Source organism: Ferrovibrio sp. MS7 (genome assembly GCF_038404985.1).
GTDB classification, from domain to species: domain Bacteria; phylum Pseudomonadota; class Alphaproteobacteria; order Ferrovibrionales; family Ferrovibrionaceae; genus Ferrovibrio; species Ferrovibrio plantarum.
The window spans coordinates 1,514,574-1,530,207 of sequence record NZ_JBBKBA010000001.1 but is presented as its reverse complement, the minus strand read 5'-3'; the positions used below and the strand labels follow the sequence as shown (position 1 = coordinate 1,530,207).

At 65.1% G+C, this 15,634-nt stretch carries 13 protein-coding genes; 7 read left to right on the top strand and 6 right to left on the bottom strand.

The window, feature by feature from the left end; genetic code table 11:
• Position 1: 1 nt before the first annotated feature.
• The gene (gene meaB, locus V6B08_RS07305) at positions 2-949 is read right to left on the bottom strand and encodes a methylmalonyl Co-A mutase-associated GTPase MeaB (protein ID WP_341979162.1); all 948 of its coding nucleotides are present in this window, start codon (positions 947-949) and stop codon (positions 2-4) included.
• 65 nt (positions 950-1,014) lie between these two features.
• Between meaB and V6B08_RS07300 the strand changes: the two genes are divergently transcribed.
• The 7 genes from V6B08_RS07300 (at position 1,015) to V6B08_RS07270 (ending at position 7,850) form a co-directional block, all read left to right on the top strand.
• The gene (locus V6B08_RS07300; RefSeq protein WP_341979161.1) at positions 1,015-1,839 is read left to right on the top strand and encodes an ABC transporter permease; all 825 of its coding nucleotides are present in this window, start codon (positions 1,015-1,017) and stop codon (positions 1,837-1,839) included.
• A 181-nt stretch (positions 1,840-2,020) separates the two neighbouring features.
• Positions 2,021-3,223 carry an aspartate aminotransferase family protein gene (locus V6B08_RS07295; RefSeq protein ID WP_341979160.1) on the top strand — a complete coding sequence of 401 codons (1,203 nt, stop codon included), beginning with the start codon at positions 2,021-2,023 and terminating at the stop codon, positions 3,221-3,223.
• Positions 3,220-4,161 carry an ornithine carbamoyltransferase gene (gene argF / locus V6B08_RS07290; RefSeq protein ID WP_341979159.1) on the top strand — a complete coding sequence of 314 codons (942 nt, stop codon included), beginning with the start codon at positions 3,220-3,222 and terminating at the stop codon, positions 4,159-4,161. The genes V6B08_RS07295 and argF overlap by 4 nt, the downstream gene beginning before the upstream one ends.
• A 3-nt stretch (positions 4,162-4,164) precedes the next feature.
• Positions 4,165-5,115, top strand: coding sequence for an Hsp33 family molecular chaperone HslO (locus V6B08_RS07285; RefSeq protein ID WP_341979158.1), 951 nt, complete (start codon positions 4,165-4,167; stop codon positions 5,113-5,115).
• A 63-nt stretch (positions 5,116-5,178) separates the two neighbouring features.
• Positions 5,179-5,790 (top strand): hypothetical protein, encoded by a 612-nt coding sequence (locus V6B08_RS07280; protein ID WP_341979157.1) that lies wholly within the window; start codon positions 5,179-5,181, stop codon positions 5,788-5,790.
• A 203-nt stretch (positions 5,791-5,993) separates the two neighbouring features.
• Entirely contained in the window at positions 5,994-6,986 is a 993-nt protein-coding gene (locus V6B08_RS07275; RefSeq protein WP_341979155.1) for a 2-hydroxyacid dehydrogenase, read from the top strand.
• Positions 6,987-7,061: 75 nt separating this feature from the next.
• On the top strand, positions 7,062-7,850 hold the full coding sequence (locus V6B08_RS07270; RefSeq protein WP_341979153.1) for a spermidine synthase family protein: 789 nt from the start codon (positions 7,062-7,064) through the stop codon (positions 7,848-7,850).
• 48 nt (positions 7,851-7,898) lie between these two features.
• Here the strand turns inward: V6B08_RS07270 and lpdA are convergent, their stop codons facing one another.
• From lpdA to sucC, 5 genes are read right to left on the bottom strand one after another with little or no spacing between them, the layout of a single operon-like run.
• Positions 7,899-9,293 carry a dihydrolipoyl dehydrogenase gene (lpdA, locus tag V6B08_RS07265; protein WP_341979151.1) on the bottom strand — a complete coding sequence of 465 codons (1,395 nt, stop codon included), beginning with the start codon at positions 9,291-9,293 and terminating at the stop codon, positions 7,899-7,901.
• 3 nt (positions 9,294-9,296) lie between these two features.
• Complete coding sequence (gene odhB / locus V6B08_RS07260) at positions 9,297-10,526, bottom strand: 2-oxoglutarate dehydrogenase complex dihydrolipoyllysine-residue succinyltransferase (protein ID WP_341979149.1); 1,230 nt, start codon at positions 10,524-10,526, stop codon at positions 9,297-9,299.
• A 41-nt stretch (positions 10,527-10,567) separates the two neighbouring features.
• Complete coding sequence (locus V6B08_RS07255; protein WP_341979147.1) at positions 10,568-13,450, bottom strand: 2-oxoglutarate dehydrogenase E1 component; 2,883 nt, start codon at positions 13,448-13,450, stop codon at positions 10,568-10,570.
• A gap of 57 nt (positions 13,451-13,507) precedes the next feature.
• Entirely contained in the window at positions 13,508-14,386 is an 879-nt protein-coding gene (gene sucD, locus V6B08_RS07250; RefSeq protein ID WP_341979145.1) for a succinate--CoA ligase subunit alpha, read from the bottom strand.
• Positions 14,386-15,555: an ADP-forming succinate--CoA ligase subunit beta gene (gene sucC / locus V6B08_RS07245; RefSeq protein WP_341979143.1), complete on the bottom strand. Its 1,170-nt coding sequence runs from the start codon at positions 15,553-15,555 to the stop codon at positions 14,386-14,388. Before sucC ends, sucD begins: the two co-directional genes overlap by 1 nt.
• Positions 15,556-15,634: the final 79 nt, after the last annotated feature.

The window sequence follows — 15,634 nt, the reverse complement described above, 5'->3', positions numbered from 1 at the left end:
ACTACTCGGACTCCCGTGACAGATGTTGGAGGAGGGATTTGAGAACGGTATCGGTATCGGCGCTGCCATCGAGCAGGTCGAGCGCCAGGGCATCGAGCCTGGCCGGCGGCAGGGTGTCGAGGCGGCGGCGGAACCAGTCCTGCGCCAGGCCGGTGAGCAGGCGGCGCAGCCGCGCCTTCGGATCGGGTTTTTTGCGCCGCCCGAGGCCGGCGATGGCATCGGCCAATTCCGGCACGCCTTCATTGCGCGTCGCCGAGGTGCGCAGCACCGGCACCGGGCGGCCATCACGCTGAGCGGCCATTGCAGCAAGCTGCCGCGCCGAGCGTTCGGCGAAAGGCAGGTCGGATTTGTTCACCACCAGCACATCGGCGATTTCCAGGATGCCGGCCTTGATCGCCTGGATGTCGTCGCCGAGGCCCGGCGCGTTGACCACCACGCGCACATCGGCGATCTCGGCGATTTCCACTTCCGACTGGCCGGTGCCGACGGTTTCCACCACCACCACGTCGCGGCCCGAGGCATCGAACACGTCGATCACCCGTGCCGCCGTGCGCGACAGGCCGCCGAGATGGCCCCGGCTGGCGAGGCTGCGGATGAACACGCCAGGATCGGCGGCATGCTGGCTCATGCGGATGCGGTCGCCCAGGATGGCGCCGCCAGTGAGCGGGCTGGAGGGATCCACCGCCACCACGCCGACGGTGAGGCCGCGCTGGCGCAGTTCCGCCACATAGGCGTTGACCAGCGTGCTCTTGCCGGCACCCGGCGCGCCGGTGAAACCCACCACCAGGGCACGGCCCAGCCGGTCGCGGATGGCACGCAGCACTGGGCGGGCCTCAGGCGTTTCATTCTCGACGGCGGTAATCGCGCGGGCCAGCGCGGCACGTTCGCCGGCCAGCAGGCCCGGCAGCCAGGCAGGCGCTGCATCAGCGGGGGCGGCGGCGTTTTGCATCGGCGCAAAATACGCGCTATGAGAGGCGCCCGACAAGCGTCCCCCCGTACCCTCCGGCCAGTTTCATGACCCCTTCCAGCGACCTGCCCGCCGCCGCCCCGATCAACGGTCCGCGCACCTATGGCGCCGTCAACTGGACCGGCCTGTGGACGCTCTATCTCAAGGAAGTGCAGCGCTTCCTGAAAGTGATCACGCAGACCGTGCTGGCGCCGGTGGTGACCACCTTGCTGTTCTTCGCCGTGTTCGCGCTGGCGCTGGGTGGCGCCGTACGTCATATCGGCGCCCTGCCCTTCATCGACTTCCTGGCGCCCGGCCTGATCATGATGGCCACCACCCAGAATGCCTTCGCCAACACCTCGTCATCGCTGATGATCTCGAAAATCCAGGGCAATATCGTGGACGTGCTGATGCCGCCGCTGTCGGCCGGCGAATTGCTCACCGCCTATGTGCTTGCCGGCGTGACCCGCGGCGCAGTGGTGGCCACGGCCGTCTTCATCGCCATGCAGCCTTTCCTCGCGACGCCGGTGCAGGCCTGGTGGGCGGTGATCTATTACGTCGTCACCGGCTCGCTGATCATGAGCCTGACCGGCATCCTGGCCGGTTTGTGGAGCCAGAAATTCGACCACCTCGCCGCCGTGACCAATTTCGTGGTGACGCCGCTGGCCTTCCTGTCGGGCACCTTCTATTCGGTGCAGCAACTGCCGGCCTTCTGGTATGCCGCCGCCCATGCCAACCCGTTCTTTTTCATGATCGACGGCTTCCGCTATGGCATGACCGGCCACACCGATGGCGATATCGCGCTCGGCGCCACCGCCCTGGCCGTGGTAGCAGCCGCGCTCTGGGGCTTCTGCCTGCTGCTGTTTCGCCGAGGCTACCGCCTAAGGCCCTGAATTCCCTATTGTCCGGGTTCAATCCCCGAATTGACACAATTACCCCCGCCCCGTAAAACTACGGGTATCGCCAGCCCGGCAGCGCCAAAGCCGGGGCTGGCGAAGTCGTTTTGGGCGAATGGCATGCCCGGCGATCCAACCAATTGCTGGGGGATCCCAGCCACAGAAACAGGAGAGTGTCGTGAGCGAAGCATTGATGTCGACCTACGCGAGGCAGAACCTCGCGTTCGAGCGGGGCGAGGGTTCTTACCTCTACACCGCCGACGGTCGACGTTACCTCGACTTCGCCTCTGGCATCGCCGTCACCAACCTGGGCCACAGCCATCCGCATCTGGTGGCCAAGCTGCAGGAGCAGGTCGGCAAGCTGTGGCATACCTCCAACCTGTTCCAGATTCCGGCCCAGGAAGAACTGGGCCGGCGTCTGGTGGCGGCGACTTTCGCCGACCAGGCCTTCTTCTGCAATTCCGGCGCCGAGGCCTGCGAAGGCGCGGTGAAGATTGCGCGCAAGTATTTTGCCGCCAAGGGCCAGCCCGAGCGCTGGCGCGTCATCACGTTTGACGGCGCCTTCCATGGCCGCACCATCGCGATGCTCGCCGCCGGCAACAACAAGAAGTATCTCGACGGCTTCGGCCACAAGGCCGACGGCTTCGACCATGTGCCGCTGAACGACCTGAAGGCGCTGAAGGCTGCCATCGGACCGGAAACCGCTGCCGTGATGGTGGAGCCGATCCAGGGCGAAGGCGGCATCCGCGAGGTGCCCGCCGAGACGCTGCGCGCGCTGCGCCAGATCTGCGATGAGCATGACCTGCTGCTGATCTTCGACGAGGTGCAGACCGGCATGGGCCGCACCGGCAAGCTGTTCGCCCATGAATGGAGCGGCGTGACGCCGGACATCATGGCGATGGCCAAGGGCCTGGGCGGCGGCTTCCCCGTCGCCGGCATCCTGGTAAGCAAGCGCGCCGGCTCAGGCATCACGCCCGGCACCCATGGCACCACCTTTGGCGGCAACCTGCTGGCGATGACGGCGGGCAATGCCGTGCTGGACGTGATGCTGGCGCCGGGCTTCCTGGAGCAGGTGCAGCAGCGCGGCCTGCGGCTGCGCCAGCAGCTCGCCATGATCGCTGATCGCCATCCCTCGATCATCGAGGAAGTGCGTGGCCAGGGCCTGCTGCTGGCGGTCAAGACCAAAGTGCCGAACAGCGACCTGCTCAACGAGCTGGTGGCGCAGGAGATGGTCACCGTTTCGGCGGCCGACAACACCGTGCGTCTGCTGCCGCCGCTGACCGTCAGCGATGCCGAAATCGGCGAAGCGGTGCGCAAGCTGGAAATCGCCTGCACCAACCTGGAAGCTCGCCAGGCCCAGGCTGCCAAAGGGGCAGCATGAGTCTGCGGCATTTCCTGGACCTGAAGGATCTGCCCGCAGCGACGCTGCGGGCAATCCTGGACCATGCCGCGCGCATGAAGGCGGGCCGCGCCGGCTGGCCGACCGGCAAGGTCGAGCAGGATATGCCGGGCCGCGACCGCGTGCTGGCGATGATCTTCGAGAAGCCATCGACGCGCACGCGGCTGTCATTCGACGCCGCGATCCGCCAGCTTGGCGGCTCCAGCATGGTGCTGCGCGCCGACGACCTGCAATTGGGCCGGGGCGAGACCATCGCCGACACGGCACGGATATTCTCGCGCATGGTGGACGCGGTGATGCTGCGCACCAGCAAGCATGAGAACCTGCTGGAACTGGCGCGCAATGCCAGCATCCCGGTGATCAACGGCCTGACCGACGACAGCCACCCCTGCCAGATCATGGCCGACCTGCTGACCTTCGAGGAAAAGCTCGGGCCGGTGAAGGGCCACAAGATCGCCTGGGTCGGCGATGGCAACAACGTTGCCGCCTCGTGGATCCATGCCGCCGTGAAATTCGGCTTCCGCCTTGATATCGCCTGTCCGCCCGGCCTGCGCCCGACCGATGGCCTGATGCACTGGGCCCAGGCCCATGCCGGGGCCGAAGGCGGCTCGGTGCATTTGAGCAATGATCCGGCGGCGGCTGTCGCCGATGCCGCCTGTGTCGTCGCCGATACCTGGGTGTCGATGGGCCAGGATGAAGAGACCAATCGCCGCCATGCCATGCTGGAGCCCTACCGCGTCGATGGCGCGCTGATGGCCAAGGCGGCGCCCAAGGCGATCTTCATGCATTGCCTGCCGGCGCATCGCGGCGAGGAAGTGACGCCTGAGGTGATCGACGGCCCGCAATCGGTGGTGTTCGACGAAGCCGAGAACCGGCTGCATGCGCAAAAGGCCATCCTGGCCTGGTGCTTCAACGGCTGATCCGTGACCTTGCCGCCCGACGATTTGTCCTTGCCGTTCCAGGTCGAGGCCTGCGATGTGCGCGGCCGCCTGGTACGGGTGGGCCATGCGCTCGACGATGCCCTGGAGCGCCATGCCTATCCGGAACCGGTGGCCCTGCTGGTCGCCGAAGCCGTGACTCTGGCCGCCACCATGGCGACCGCGCTGAAATTCGATGGCATCTTCAGCCTGCAGGCCAAGGGCGATGGCCCGGTCTCGCTGCTGGTTGCCGATTACCGCATCAATCAGGCTGACGGCGAAACGGCAGGCGGCCTGCGCGGCTATGCCAGTTTCGACGCCGAAGCCCTGGCCGCGCTTGCGCTGGGCCCCAATAGCGAGACGCGCGGCAATGCGCCGGTGCCGCTGCTGCTGGGCAAGGGCTATCTCGCCTTCACCATCGACCCGGCCGGCGAGGACATGGAACGCTACCAGGGTATCGTCGACCTTTCCGGCGCCACGCTGGCCGAGGCGGCACGCGCCTATTTCGCCCAGTCGGAACAGCTCAATGCCTGCCTCATGCTGGGCGCCGCCCGCGTGCTCTGCGCCGATGGCGTCTGGCGCTGGCGCGGCGGCGGCCTGATGGCCCAGCAATTACCCCAGAAGGCCGATGGCCTCAGCCCCGAGGAACGCCACGACGCCTGGGAACGGGTGAAGGCCCTGACCCATACCGTGAAGGTGCAGGAGCTTTGCGATCCCGACCTGCCGGCGGAACGGCTGCTTTACCGGCTGTATCACGAGGACGGGGTGCGGGTGTACGAGCCGGCACCGCTGGAGGCACGCTGCACCTGCAATGGCGACCGGCTGCTTGGCATCCTGCGCTCCTTCTCGCCCGAGGAACTGGCCGACATCACGGAAGCCGGCCAGGTCGCCGCAACGTGCCAATTTTGCTCCAAGACCTATCAATTCGCGGCCGAAATCGTCCAAAATACGCCCTAAATCGGCCTTATTTGACGGCTTTTACTGAGAGCCGGAATTACTGGTTAAAGAGGAGAATCTCCCATGCAATCCCCAGTGAAGTTCGCTCGGCGCGCCGTCCTTGCCGGCCTGCCGTTGCTGGCCCTCTCGCTTGCCGCTTGCACCACGCCGCCGCCGCCGCGCCTGAACCTGCCGGAGATCGGCTTCGCCCAGTCTGGCCCGCTCACCTTCGCCGCCGGTTCGGCCGAGACCGTGAACGAGTTCCGCTCCAGCTTCGCCCCGCCCTATATCGAGCACCTGCTGCCGCAGCCGCCGGCCCGGGTGGCCGAGCGCTGGGCGCGCGACCGCATCCGCCTCGACAACTCGCAGAACAACAGTGTTCGCGTGGTGATCAAGGATGCCAGCGTGATCGAGCAGGATATCGCCAAGACTCCCGGCCTGCGCGGCCAGTTCACCAATGACCAAGTCAGCCGCTTCGAGGCCAGCCTGGCCATGGTGGTGGAGGTGCGCGACGCCCGTGGCTTCAAGCTCGGCGAGGCCCAGGCTTCGGCCAAGCGTTCCGGCACGCTCGACGAGAAGGCGACGCTGAACGACCGCGACCTGCTGATCTATAACCTGATCAAGGACGTGAGCACCGACGTCGACCGCGAGCTTGAGCGTAACATTCGTCAGTATCTGCCGCTTTACGCCCGCTGATTGCGGCGGGCCATGGCACCCGGCAACCTGTTGGGTGCCTAAAGCGCCGCCCGAATCATAGGCAGACATACGGGCTGCGGCTTGCCGCGGCGGCAGCCGCCCAAAGGCCAGGAAAATCGCCCCCACCGAGGGTTTGTCTCGGTCGGGGCGATCTGCTAATCAAGGCCCGATAGTCTTCATCATTTCGCACCGGAAACGCCCTTATGCCCACGCCCAAAAAGCGCCCGCTGGTGGTTGTCACCCGGAAGCTGCCGGACCAGATCGAAACCCGGATGATGGAGCTGTTCGAGACCCGCCTTAATGTCTCGGACAAACCGCTGACCCAGGCCGAACTGATTGAGGCGGTGAAGACCGCCGACGTGCTGGTGCCGACGCTGACCGACCGGATCGACGGCGCCGTGCTGGCCCATGCCGGCCCGAATTTCCGCCTGGTGGCCAATTTCGGTACCGGCGTCGACCATATCGACCTCGCCGGCGCCCGCCAGCGCGGCGTCACTGTGACCAACACGCCCGGCGTGCTGACCGAAGATACCGCCGACATGACCATGGCGCTGATCCTGGCCGGCCCGCGCCGCCTGATCGAAGGTGCCGCCGTGCTGCGCACCGGCGAATGGCAGGGCTGGTCGCCGACCTGGATGCTCGGTCAGCGCATCTGGGGCAAGCGGCTCGGCATCATCGGCATGGGCCGCATCGGCCAGGCGCTGGCCCGCCGCGCCAAGGCGTTCGGCCTGTCGATCCACTACCATAACCGCAAGCGCGTGCATGAGAGCATCGAGCAGGAACTGGAGGCGACCTACTGGGAAAGCCTGGACCAGATGCTGGCGCGCATGGACATCATCTCGGTGAACTGCCCGCATACGCCGGCCACCTTCCACCTGCTTTCCGCCCGCCGCCTCGACCTGCTGCAGCCGCAGGCCTATGTGGTCAACACCGCGCGCGGCGAGGTGATCGACGAGAACGCGCTGATCCGCAAGCTGCGCAAGGGCGAGATCGCCGGCGCCGGCCTCGACGTGTTCGAGCATGAGCCGGCGGTGAACCCGAAGCTGCTGGAGCTGAAGAACGTGGTGCTGCTGCCGCATATGGGCTCGGCCACGCTGGAAGGCCGCGTCGACATGGGCGAGAAGGTGATCATCAACATCAAGACCTTCGCCGACGGCCACGCCCCGCCGGATCGCGTTATCGCCGGCCTGCTGTAAGGCTTCACACTTTCTCCGGGCTTTACCGGGTCTGGCGCTGTCGGTGTATGCTGCTACCGCCTTGCGGGAGCCTGCATGTCCGACGACCTGATTGATCCGACGCCATTCTTTGGCGGCCTCTACAGCGACCTGTACATGCCGCTCTACCGTTCGCTGCGCTCCGGCCCCTGGCGGCTGCATGTGATCCGGATGGTGGCCTGCCGTGGCTATTGGGGCGACGTGAAGCCGCTCGGCGGCAGCGTGGTGCTGACCCGCGACGGCCCTGATGGCGGACGCGAAAGCTGGATGTCGCTGACGCCTACCGAAATCGAAAGCCAGGAAATCGGCCTGCGTGCCGCCCGAGGCCATACCGTGGTATTCGGCCTCGGCATGGGCTGGCTGGCGGCCAATGCGGCTTTGCGGTCGGAAGTCAGCCGCGTTACCGTGGTGGAGCGTGATGGCGACGTGATCGCCGCAGTACGAGCCGCCGGCGTGCTGGAATTGCTGCCGGAGCCGGCGCGCGCCAAGCTTACCCTGGTGCAGGCTGATGCCCTGACCTGGCGGCCCGATGCACCGGTGGACAGCCTGCAGGCCGATATCTGGCTGCGCTACTCGGCGCCGCAGCGGATTGATGAGGCGCGCCGCATGCAGGCCAATGTCGCCGCCACGGAGATCTATTGCTGGGGCCAGGAAATCGACATCTGGCGCTATGCCTGCCGCCGCGCCGGCCATGACAGACCGGCGCTCGACTGGCCACTGCTGCGCACCATTGTTGCCGAGGATATCCGCCTGCCGCTGATCCTGCCCGACTGGCCGGACTACCCCGCCCGGATCACAGCCGCCGCACAATGGTGGACACCGAAAGAACCGGGCTGGTGGCAATAAAAAAGCCCGGCACAGAAGCCGGGCTTTTTCACTGTCAGATGCTAAAGCTCAAATATTGATCGGGCGGCCTTCCACGGCGAGGGCGGCTTCCTTCACTGCTTCGGTGAGCGCCGGATGCGCATGCACAGTGCGGAACACATCCTCGGCCGAGGCGCCGAATTCGATCGCCTGCACGATTTCCTGGATGATATGGCCGGCATCGGCGCCGATGATGTGGCAGCCGACGATCTTCTGCGTCGCCGCATCCTCGAGGATCTTCACGAAGCCATCCGTCATCGTCATGGCGCGGGCACGCGCATTGGCGGTGAACGGGAACTTGCCGGTCTTGTACTGCACGCCGGCGGCTTTCAGTTCTTCCTCGGTCTTGCCCACGCTCGCCACTTCCGGCCAGGTGTAGACCACGCCCGGAATGGCATCGTAGTTGATATGCGGCTTCTGGCCGGCCAGCATTTCCGTCAGCACCACGCCTTCTTCCTCGGCCTTGTGTGCCAGCATGGCGCCCCGGATGCAGTCGCCGATGGCATAGATGCCTGGCGCCGTGGTGGCGAAGTGATCGTCCACCTTGATGCGGCCGCGCTCGTCCAGTTCGACGCCGGCCTTGCCCAGGCCGAGGCCCTTGGTATAGGGACGGCGGCCGATGCTGACCAGCACCACATCGGCGTTGAGTTCTTCCGCGTCGCCGCCGGCAGCCGGCGCGACGGTAAGCGTGACGCCCTTCTTCGACGCCTTGGCCGACGTGACCTTGGTGCCGAGCTTGAACTTCATGCCCTGCTTGGTCAGCACGCGCTGCATCTGCTTGGAAACTTCGCCGTCATTGGTCGGCAGGATGCGGTCGAGGAATTCCACCACCGTGACCTCGGCGCCAAGCCGGCTCCACACCGAGCCAAGCTCAAGGCCGATCACGCCGCCGCCGATGACGACCATGGTCTTCGGCACGGCAGCAAGCTTCAGCGCGCCGGTCGAGGAAACCACTTTCTCCTCGTCGATATCGATGCCCGGCAGCGGCGTCACCTCGGAACCCGGCGCCAGGATGATATGCTTCGCGGTGAGCGTATCCTCGCCGACCTGCACCTTGCCACCACCCAGCAGGCTAGCTTCGCCCAGAAAGCGCGTAACCTTGTTCTTCTTGAACAGGAACTCGATGCCCTTGTTCGAAGAAGTCACCACGCTCTGCTTCTGCGCCATCATCGCCGGCAGGTCGATCTCGATCTTGCCGACCTTGATACCGTGCTGCGCGAAGCCATGGGTGGCCTCGTGATAGAGTTCCGAGGAATGCAGCAGGGCCTTGGACGGGATGCAGCCGACATTGGTGCAGGTGCCGCCCAAGCCTGCATCCTTTTCGATGCAGGCCACGGTGAAGCCAAGTTGGGCTGCGCGGATCGCGGCGGTGTAGCCGCCGGGACCGGCGCCGATGACGACGACGTCGAACGCTTGCTCAGCCATGGCTTACACCTCGAACAGCAGGCGCTGCGGATCTTCGATGCTTTCCTTCACGCGCACCAGGAAGCTTACCGCCTCGCGGCCATCGATGATGCGGTGGTCGTAGGAGAGCGCCAGGTACATCATCGGGCGGATCACCACCTGGCCGTTCACGGCCATCGGGCGGTCCTGGATCTTGTGCATGCCGAGGATGGCGGATTGCGGCGGGTTGAGGATCGGTGTGCTCATCAGCGAGCCGAACACGCCACCATTCGAGATCGAGAAGGTGCCGCCCTGCAATTCATCCAGGCCCAGCTTGCCATCACGGGCGCGCTTGCCGAAATCACCAATGGCCTTCTCGATGCCGGCAAACGACATCTGGTCGGCATCGCGGATCACCGGCACCACGAGGCCGGTGGGCGTCGAGACGGCGCAGCCGATATTGTAGTAATTCTTGAACACCACATCGGTGCCCTCGATCTCGGCATTCACCGCCGGGAATTCCTTCAGCGCCTGCACGCAGGCCTTCACAAAGAAGGACATGAAGCCAAGGCGCACGCCATGCTTCTTCTCGAAGCCATCGACATAGGTCTTGCGCGCGGCCATCAGCGCCGACATGTCCACCTCGTTGAAGGTGGTGAGCATGGCGGCGGTGTTCTGCGCTTCCTTGAGGCGGCGCGCGATCACCTGACGCAGCTTCGACATCGGCTTGCGCTCTTCGCGCTCGGCATTGCTGCGCGGGCCGGCGGGCGCCGCCGGCTTCGCAGCCGGCGCGGCAGCACCGGCGGCCAGCAGGGCAGCCACATCGCCCTTGGTGACGCGGCCATCCTTGCCCGAACCGGAAACGCCCGAGACGTCGAGATTGGCTTCGGCGGCAGCCTTGGCGGCGGCCGGCAGCGGCTGGCCGGCGGCCTTAGCTGCGACCGGAGCGGCGGCCGGGGCGGCGACAGGTGCCGGGGCCGGGGCTGGCGCGGGAGCCGGAGCGGCAGCGGGCTTCGGCGCCGGCTTGGCACCGCCGGCACCCGCCGTGATGGTGGCGAGCAGGTCGCCCACCTTCACCGTGGCGCCTTCGGCGGCCAGGATTTCACCCACGCTGCCCGCTTCCGTGGCATTGACTTCAACCGTCACCTTGTCGGTTTCGAGTTCGACCAGAAGCTGGTCGCGGGCGACGCTGTCGCCGGCCTTCACCGACCACTTGCCGACGGTGGCCTCCGAGATCGATTCCGCCAGTTGCGGCACACGGATTTCAACAGCCATTGCTTAATTCCTTCATGCTACGCGGACGATTGGACGGACAATCACGCGGTCAGCGCGTCGTCCACCAGCTTCGCCTGTTGCTGGTTATGCTTGCTCATCAGACCGGTGGCCGGCGAAGCAGCCTCCACGCGGCCGGCATAGACCGGACGCTTGGGCTTGAGACCAACTTCGACCTGCACCTTCTCGAGATACGGCTCGACGAAACTCCAGGCACCCATGTTCTTCGGCTCTTCCTGGGCCCAGACCACGATCTTGGCATTCTTGTAGCGACCGAGTTCAGTCGCCAGTGCCTTGTGCGGGAAGGGATAGAGCTGCTCGATGCGCAGAATCACGGTATCCTTGAGTTCGCGCTTCTCGCGCTCCTCGAAGAGATCGTAATAGACCTTGCCGGTGCAGAGGATGACGCGCTTGATCTTGTCATCCGCCGCCGGCTGCTTGTCGTCCCACAGCACGCGGTGGAAGGACGAGCCCGGCCCCATCTCGCTGAGCTTCGACACCGCCAGCTTATGGCGCAGCAGCGACTTCGGCGTCATCAGCACCAGCGGCTTGCGGAAATTGCGCTTCAACTGGCGGCGCAGGATATGGAAGTAGTTGGCCGGCGTGGTGCAGTTCGCCACCTGCATGTTGTCTTCGGCGCAGAGCTGCAGATAGCGCTCGAGGCGGGCCGAGCTATGCTCCGGTCCCTGGCCCTCGTAGCCATGCGGCAGCATCATGACGAGGCCCGACATGCGCATCCACTTGGCTTCGCCCGACGAGATGAACTGGTCGACCACGACCTGGGCGCCATTGGCGAAGTCGCCGAACTGGCCTTCCCAGATGGTCAGGGTGTTCGGGTCGGCCAGGCTGTAGCCGTAATCGTAGCCCAGCACCGCCACTTCCGAGAGCAGGCTGTCGATCACTTCATAATTGGCAGCGCCATCGCCGATATTGTTCAGCGGCACATAGCGCTCTTCGGTCTGCTGGTCGTGCCACACGGAGTGGCGCTGGCTGAAAGTGCCGCGGCCGCAATCCTGGCCCGAGAGGCGCACGCCATGGCCTTCAAGCTGCAGCGAGCCGAAAGCCAGCGCTTCCGCCGTCGCCCAGTCGATGCCTTCGCCACTCTCGATCATCGCCTTCTTGGTGGCGAGCTGGCGGGTCAGCGTCTTATGGATGTTGAAGCCTTCCGGCACGGTGGTGATGGCGGTGCCGACCTTGCGCAGCACATCCAGCTCCACGGCGGTCGAACCGCGCCGCTCGTCGCCCGAGGCGACTTCGAGGCCGGCCCACTTGCCTTCCAGCCAGTCGGCCTTGTTCGGCTTGAACGACTTCGAGGCCTCCAGCTCGTCTTCCAGGCGATTCTGGAAGTTGGTCACCATCGCCTCGGCATCAGCTTCCGAAATCGTGCCTTCGTCGATCAGCCGCTTCGAATAGAGCTGCCGCGTTGTCGGATGCGACGCGATGGTGCGATACATGATCGGCTGGGTGAAGGAAGGATCGTCGGTCTCGTTATGGCCATGGCGGCGATAACAGAACAGGTCGATCACCACATCCTTCTTGAAAGTCTGGCGGAATTCGGTGGCAATCTTCGCCACATGCGTCACGGCTTCCGGATCATCGCCATTCACATGGAAGATCGGGGCCTGCACCACCTTGGCGCCATCGGAGGGATAGGGCGAGGAGCGCGAATAGCTCGGGTTGGTGGTGAAGCCGATCTGGTTGTTGACGATGATGTGGATGGTGCCGCCGGTGCGGTAGCCGCGCAGTTCGCTGAGCGCGAAGCATTCCGCCACCACGCCCTGGCCGGCAAAGGCAGCATCGCCATGCAGCAGCACCGACATCACCTGACCGCGCTCGGTATCGCCCATCTGGGTCTGCTTGGCGCGCGACTTGCCGAGGCAGACCGGGTTGATGATCTCGAGATGCGACGGGTTGGCCGCCAGCGAGAGATGCACCTTGTTGCCGTCGAATTCGCGGTCGGACGAAACGCCGAGATGGTACTTCACATCGCCCGAGCCCTGGAAATCCTCGGGGTGATAGGCCATGCCCTTGAATTCGGAGAAGATGGCGCGGTAGGGCTTGGCCATCACGTTGCCGAGTAGGTTGAGGCGGCCGCGATGCGGCATGCCCAGCTCGATATCCTTCAGGCCCATCTGGCCGCCGCGCTTGATGATGGCTTCCAGCGCCGGGATCAGCGCCTCGCCGCCCTCAAGGCCGAAGCGCTTGGTGCCGGTGAACTTCATGTGGCAGAAGCGCTCGAAGATTTCGGCTTCCACCAGCTTGTTGAGGATCGCCTTCTTGCCCTCGGGCGTGAAGTGCACTTCCTTGTCGCGGCCCTCGATGCGGGCCTGGATCCAGGCCTTCTGTTCCTGGTGATAGATATGCATGAACTCCACGCCGATGGTGGAGCAGTAGGTGCGGCGCAGGATGGCGAGGATTTCGCGCAAAGACGCGGTTTCCAGGCCCAGCATGTGATCAATGAAGATCGGACGGTCGAGATCGGCATCCGAGAAACCGTAGCTCGACGGCTCGAGTTCGGGATGCGCGCCCGGCGCCTGGATGCCGAGCGGATCCAGGTTGGCCATGAGGTGGCCACGGATACGGTAATTGCGGATCAGCATCGCGGCACGGATGGTATCCAGCGCGGCGGCGCGGGCATCGGCGGCGGTGGCGCCACCCTTCAGCGCCTTTTCGGCAGCCTTGGCGGCCTTGCCCTGGCTGCCCAGCAGACCCTCGTCGTCGAGCTGCACCAGCGGCGGCACCGGCTGCCATGACGGCCGGGTCTGGGCCTCCGCCGGCTTGGCGAAACCTTCGCCAAGGCCGGAGAAGAACTCGCGCCAGGAAGCATCGACGCTGTTGGGATCGGCGACGAACTTGCCGTACAGCTCCTCCACGAAGGAGCTGTTGCCGCCGTAGAGGAACTGGGTGCGTTCGAGTTGCGCCGTCATGGGGCTGTATCGCGGCGCCGCTTGTTGGCCGGCGCCGCCCTCTGCAGTGTGTTGCCGTTACTTCCCGTTCAACAGATCGACCAGGGTGGTGCCAAGCGCCGCCGGGCTTTCCGAAACACGGATGCCCGCCGAACGCATGGCCTCAAGCTTGGTATTGGCGTCGCCCTTGCCACCGGAAATGATGGCGCCGGCATGGCCCATGCGGCGGCCCGGAGGCGCCGTGCGGCCGGCGATGAAGCCGACGGTCGGCTTCTTCACCTTGTTCTTGCGCAGGAACTCGGCGGCCTCTTCCTCGGCCGAACCGCCGATCTCGCCAATCATGATGATGGCTTCGGTCTCGGGGTCCTTGAGGAACATGTCGAGGCAGTCGATGAAGTTGGTGCCGTTCACCGGATCGCCACCGATGCCGATGCAGGTGGTCTGGCCCAGGCCGGCCGCCGTGGTCTGCGCCACCGCTTCATAGGTCAGGGTGCCGGAACGCGACACGATGCCGACCTTGCCGCGGCGATGGATGTGACCCGGCATGATGCCGATCTTGCATTCGCCCGGCGTGATGATGCCCGGGCAGTTCGGGCCGATCAGGCGGGTCTTGGAGCCCTGCAGGGCGCGCTTCACGCGCACCATGTCGATCACCGGGATGCCCTCGGTGATGCAGACCACCAGCTTGAGCTGGGCGTCGATGGCTTCCAGGATCGAGTCAGCCGCGAACGGCGGCGGCACGTAGATGACGCTGGCGGTGGCCTTGGTCTTCTTCACCGCGTCGGCCACGGTGTCGAACACCGGCAGGCCGATATGCTGGCTGCCGCCCTTGCCCGGGGTGACGCCGCCGACCATCTTGGTGCCGTAGGCAATCGCCTGCTCGGTGTGGAAAGTACCCTGGCTGCCGGTGATGCCCTGGCAGATGACCTTGGTGTCCTTGTTGACGAGAACAGCCATTACGCGGCCTCCTTCACGGCCTTGACCACCTTGGCGGCGGCATCGGCGAGATTGTCGCCGGAAATGATCGGCAGGCCGGACTCGGCCATGATCTTCTTGCCAAGCTCAACGTTAGTGCCCTCGAGGCGAACGACAAGCGGCACACTCAGCTTCACTTCGCGGGCAGCCGCGATCACGCCTTCGGCGATCACGTCGCAACGCATGATGCCGCCGAAGATATTCACCAGGATGCCCTTCACGTTCGGGTCCTTGAGAATGATCTTGAAGGCCGCAGTGACGCGCTCCTTGGTGGCGCCGCCACCGACATCGAGGAAGTTCGCCGGCTCGGAGCCGTAGAGCTTGATGATGTCCATGGTCGCCATGGCAAGGCCGGCGCCATTGACCATGCAGCCGATCTTGCCGTCGAGCTTGACGTAGTTCAGTTCATATTTGGCGGCTTCGAGCTCGGACGGGTCTTCCTCGTCCGGGTCGCGCATCTCGGCCACGTCCTTGTGGCGGAACAGCGCGTTGTCGTCGAAGTTCATCTTGGCATCGAGCGCGATCAGGTCGCCGGCACCGGTCACCACCAGCGGGTTGATCTCGACGATGGAAGCATCGAGGCCGACGAAGGCCTGGTACATCGCCTGCAGGAACTTAACCGCCGAGCCGACCTGCTTGTCCTTCAGCTTCAGCGCGAAGGCGATCTTGCGGGCGTGGAAGGGCTGCAGGCCGGTCACCGGGTCGATCGCCAGCTTGAAGATCTTCTTCGGATGCTTGGCGGCCACTTCCTCGATGTCCATGCCGCCTTCGGTGGAGGCCATCACGGTGATGCGCGAGGTGGCGCGGTCGATCAGCAGGCTGAGATACAGCTCACGCTTGATGTCGCAGCCTTCTTCCACGTAGAGACGCTTCACCAGCTTGCCCTCGGGGCCGGTCTGGTGCGTCACCAGGGTCATGCCCAGCATCGCCTTGGCGGTATCGGTGACGGCATCGATCGACTTCACCACCTTGACGCCGCCGCCCTTGCCACGGCCGCCGGCATGAATCTGGGCCTTCACGACCCAAACCGGACCACCGAGTTCGCGCGCCACGTTGGCGGCTTCTTCCGGGGTGAACGCGACGCCGCCGCGGGGCACCGCGACACCGTATTTGGCGAGCAGGCTCTTGGCCTGGTATTCATGGATATTCATGCGGACCTTCGGTTTGGGGGGAACCCTGCAAAAGCTCTGGAACCCCGGCTGTTCTCGGTTCGAAGTGCGAGCGAGGTTA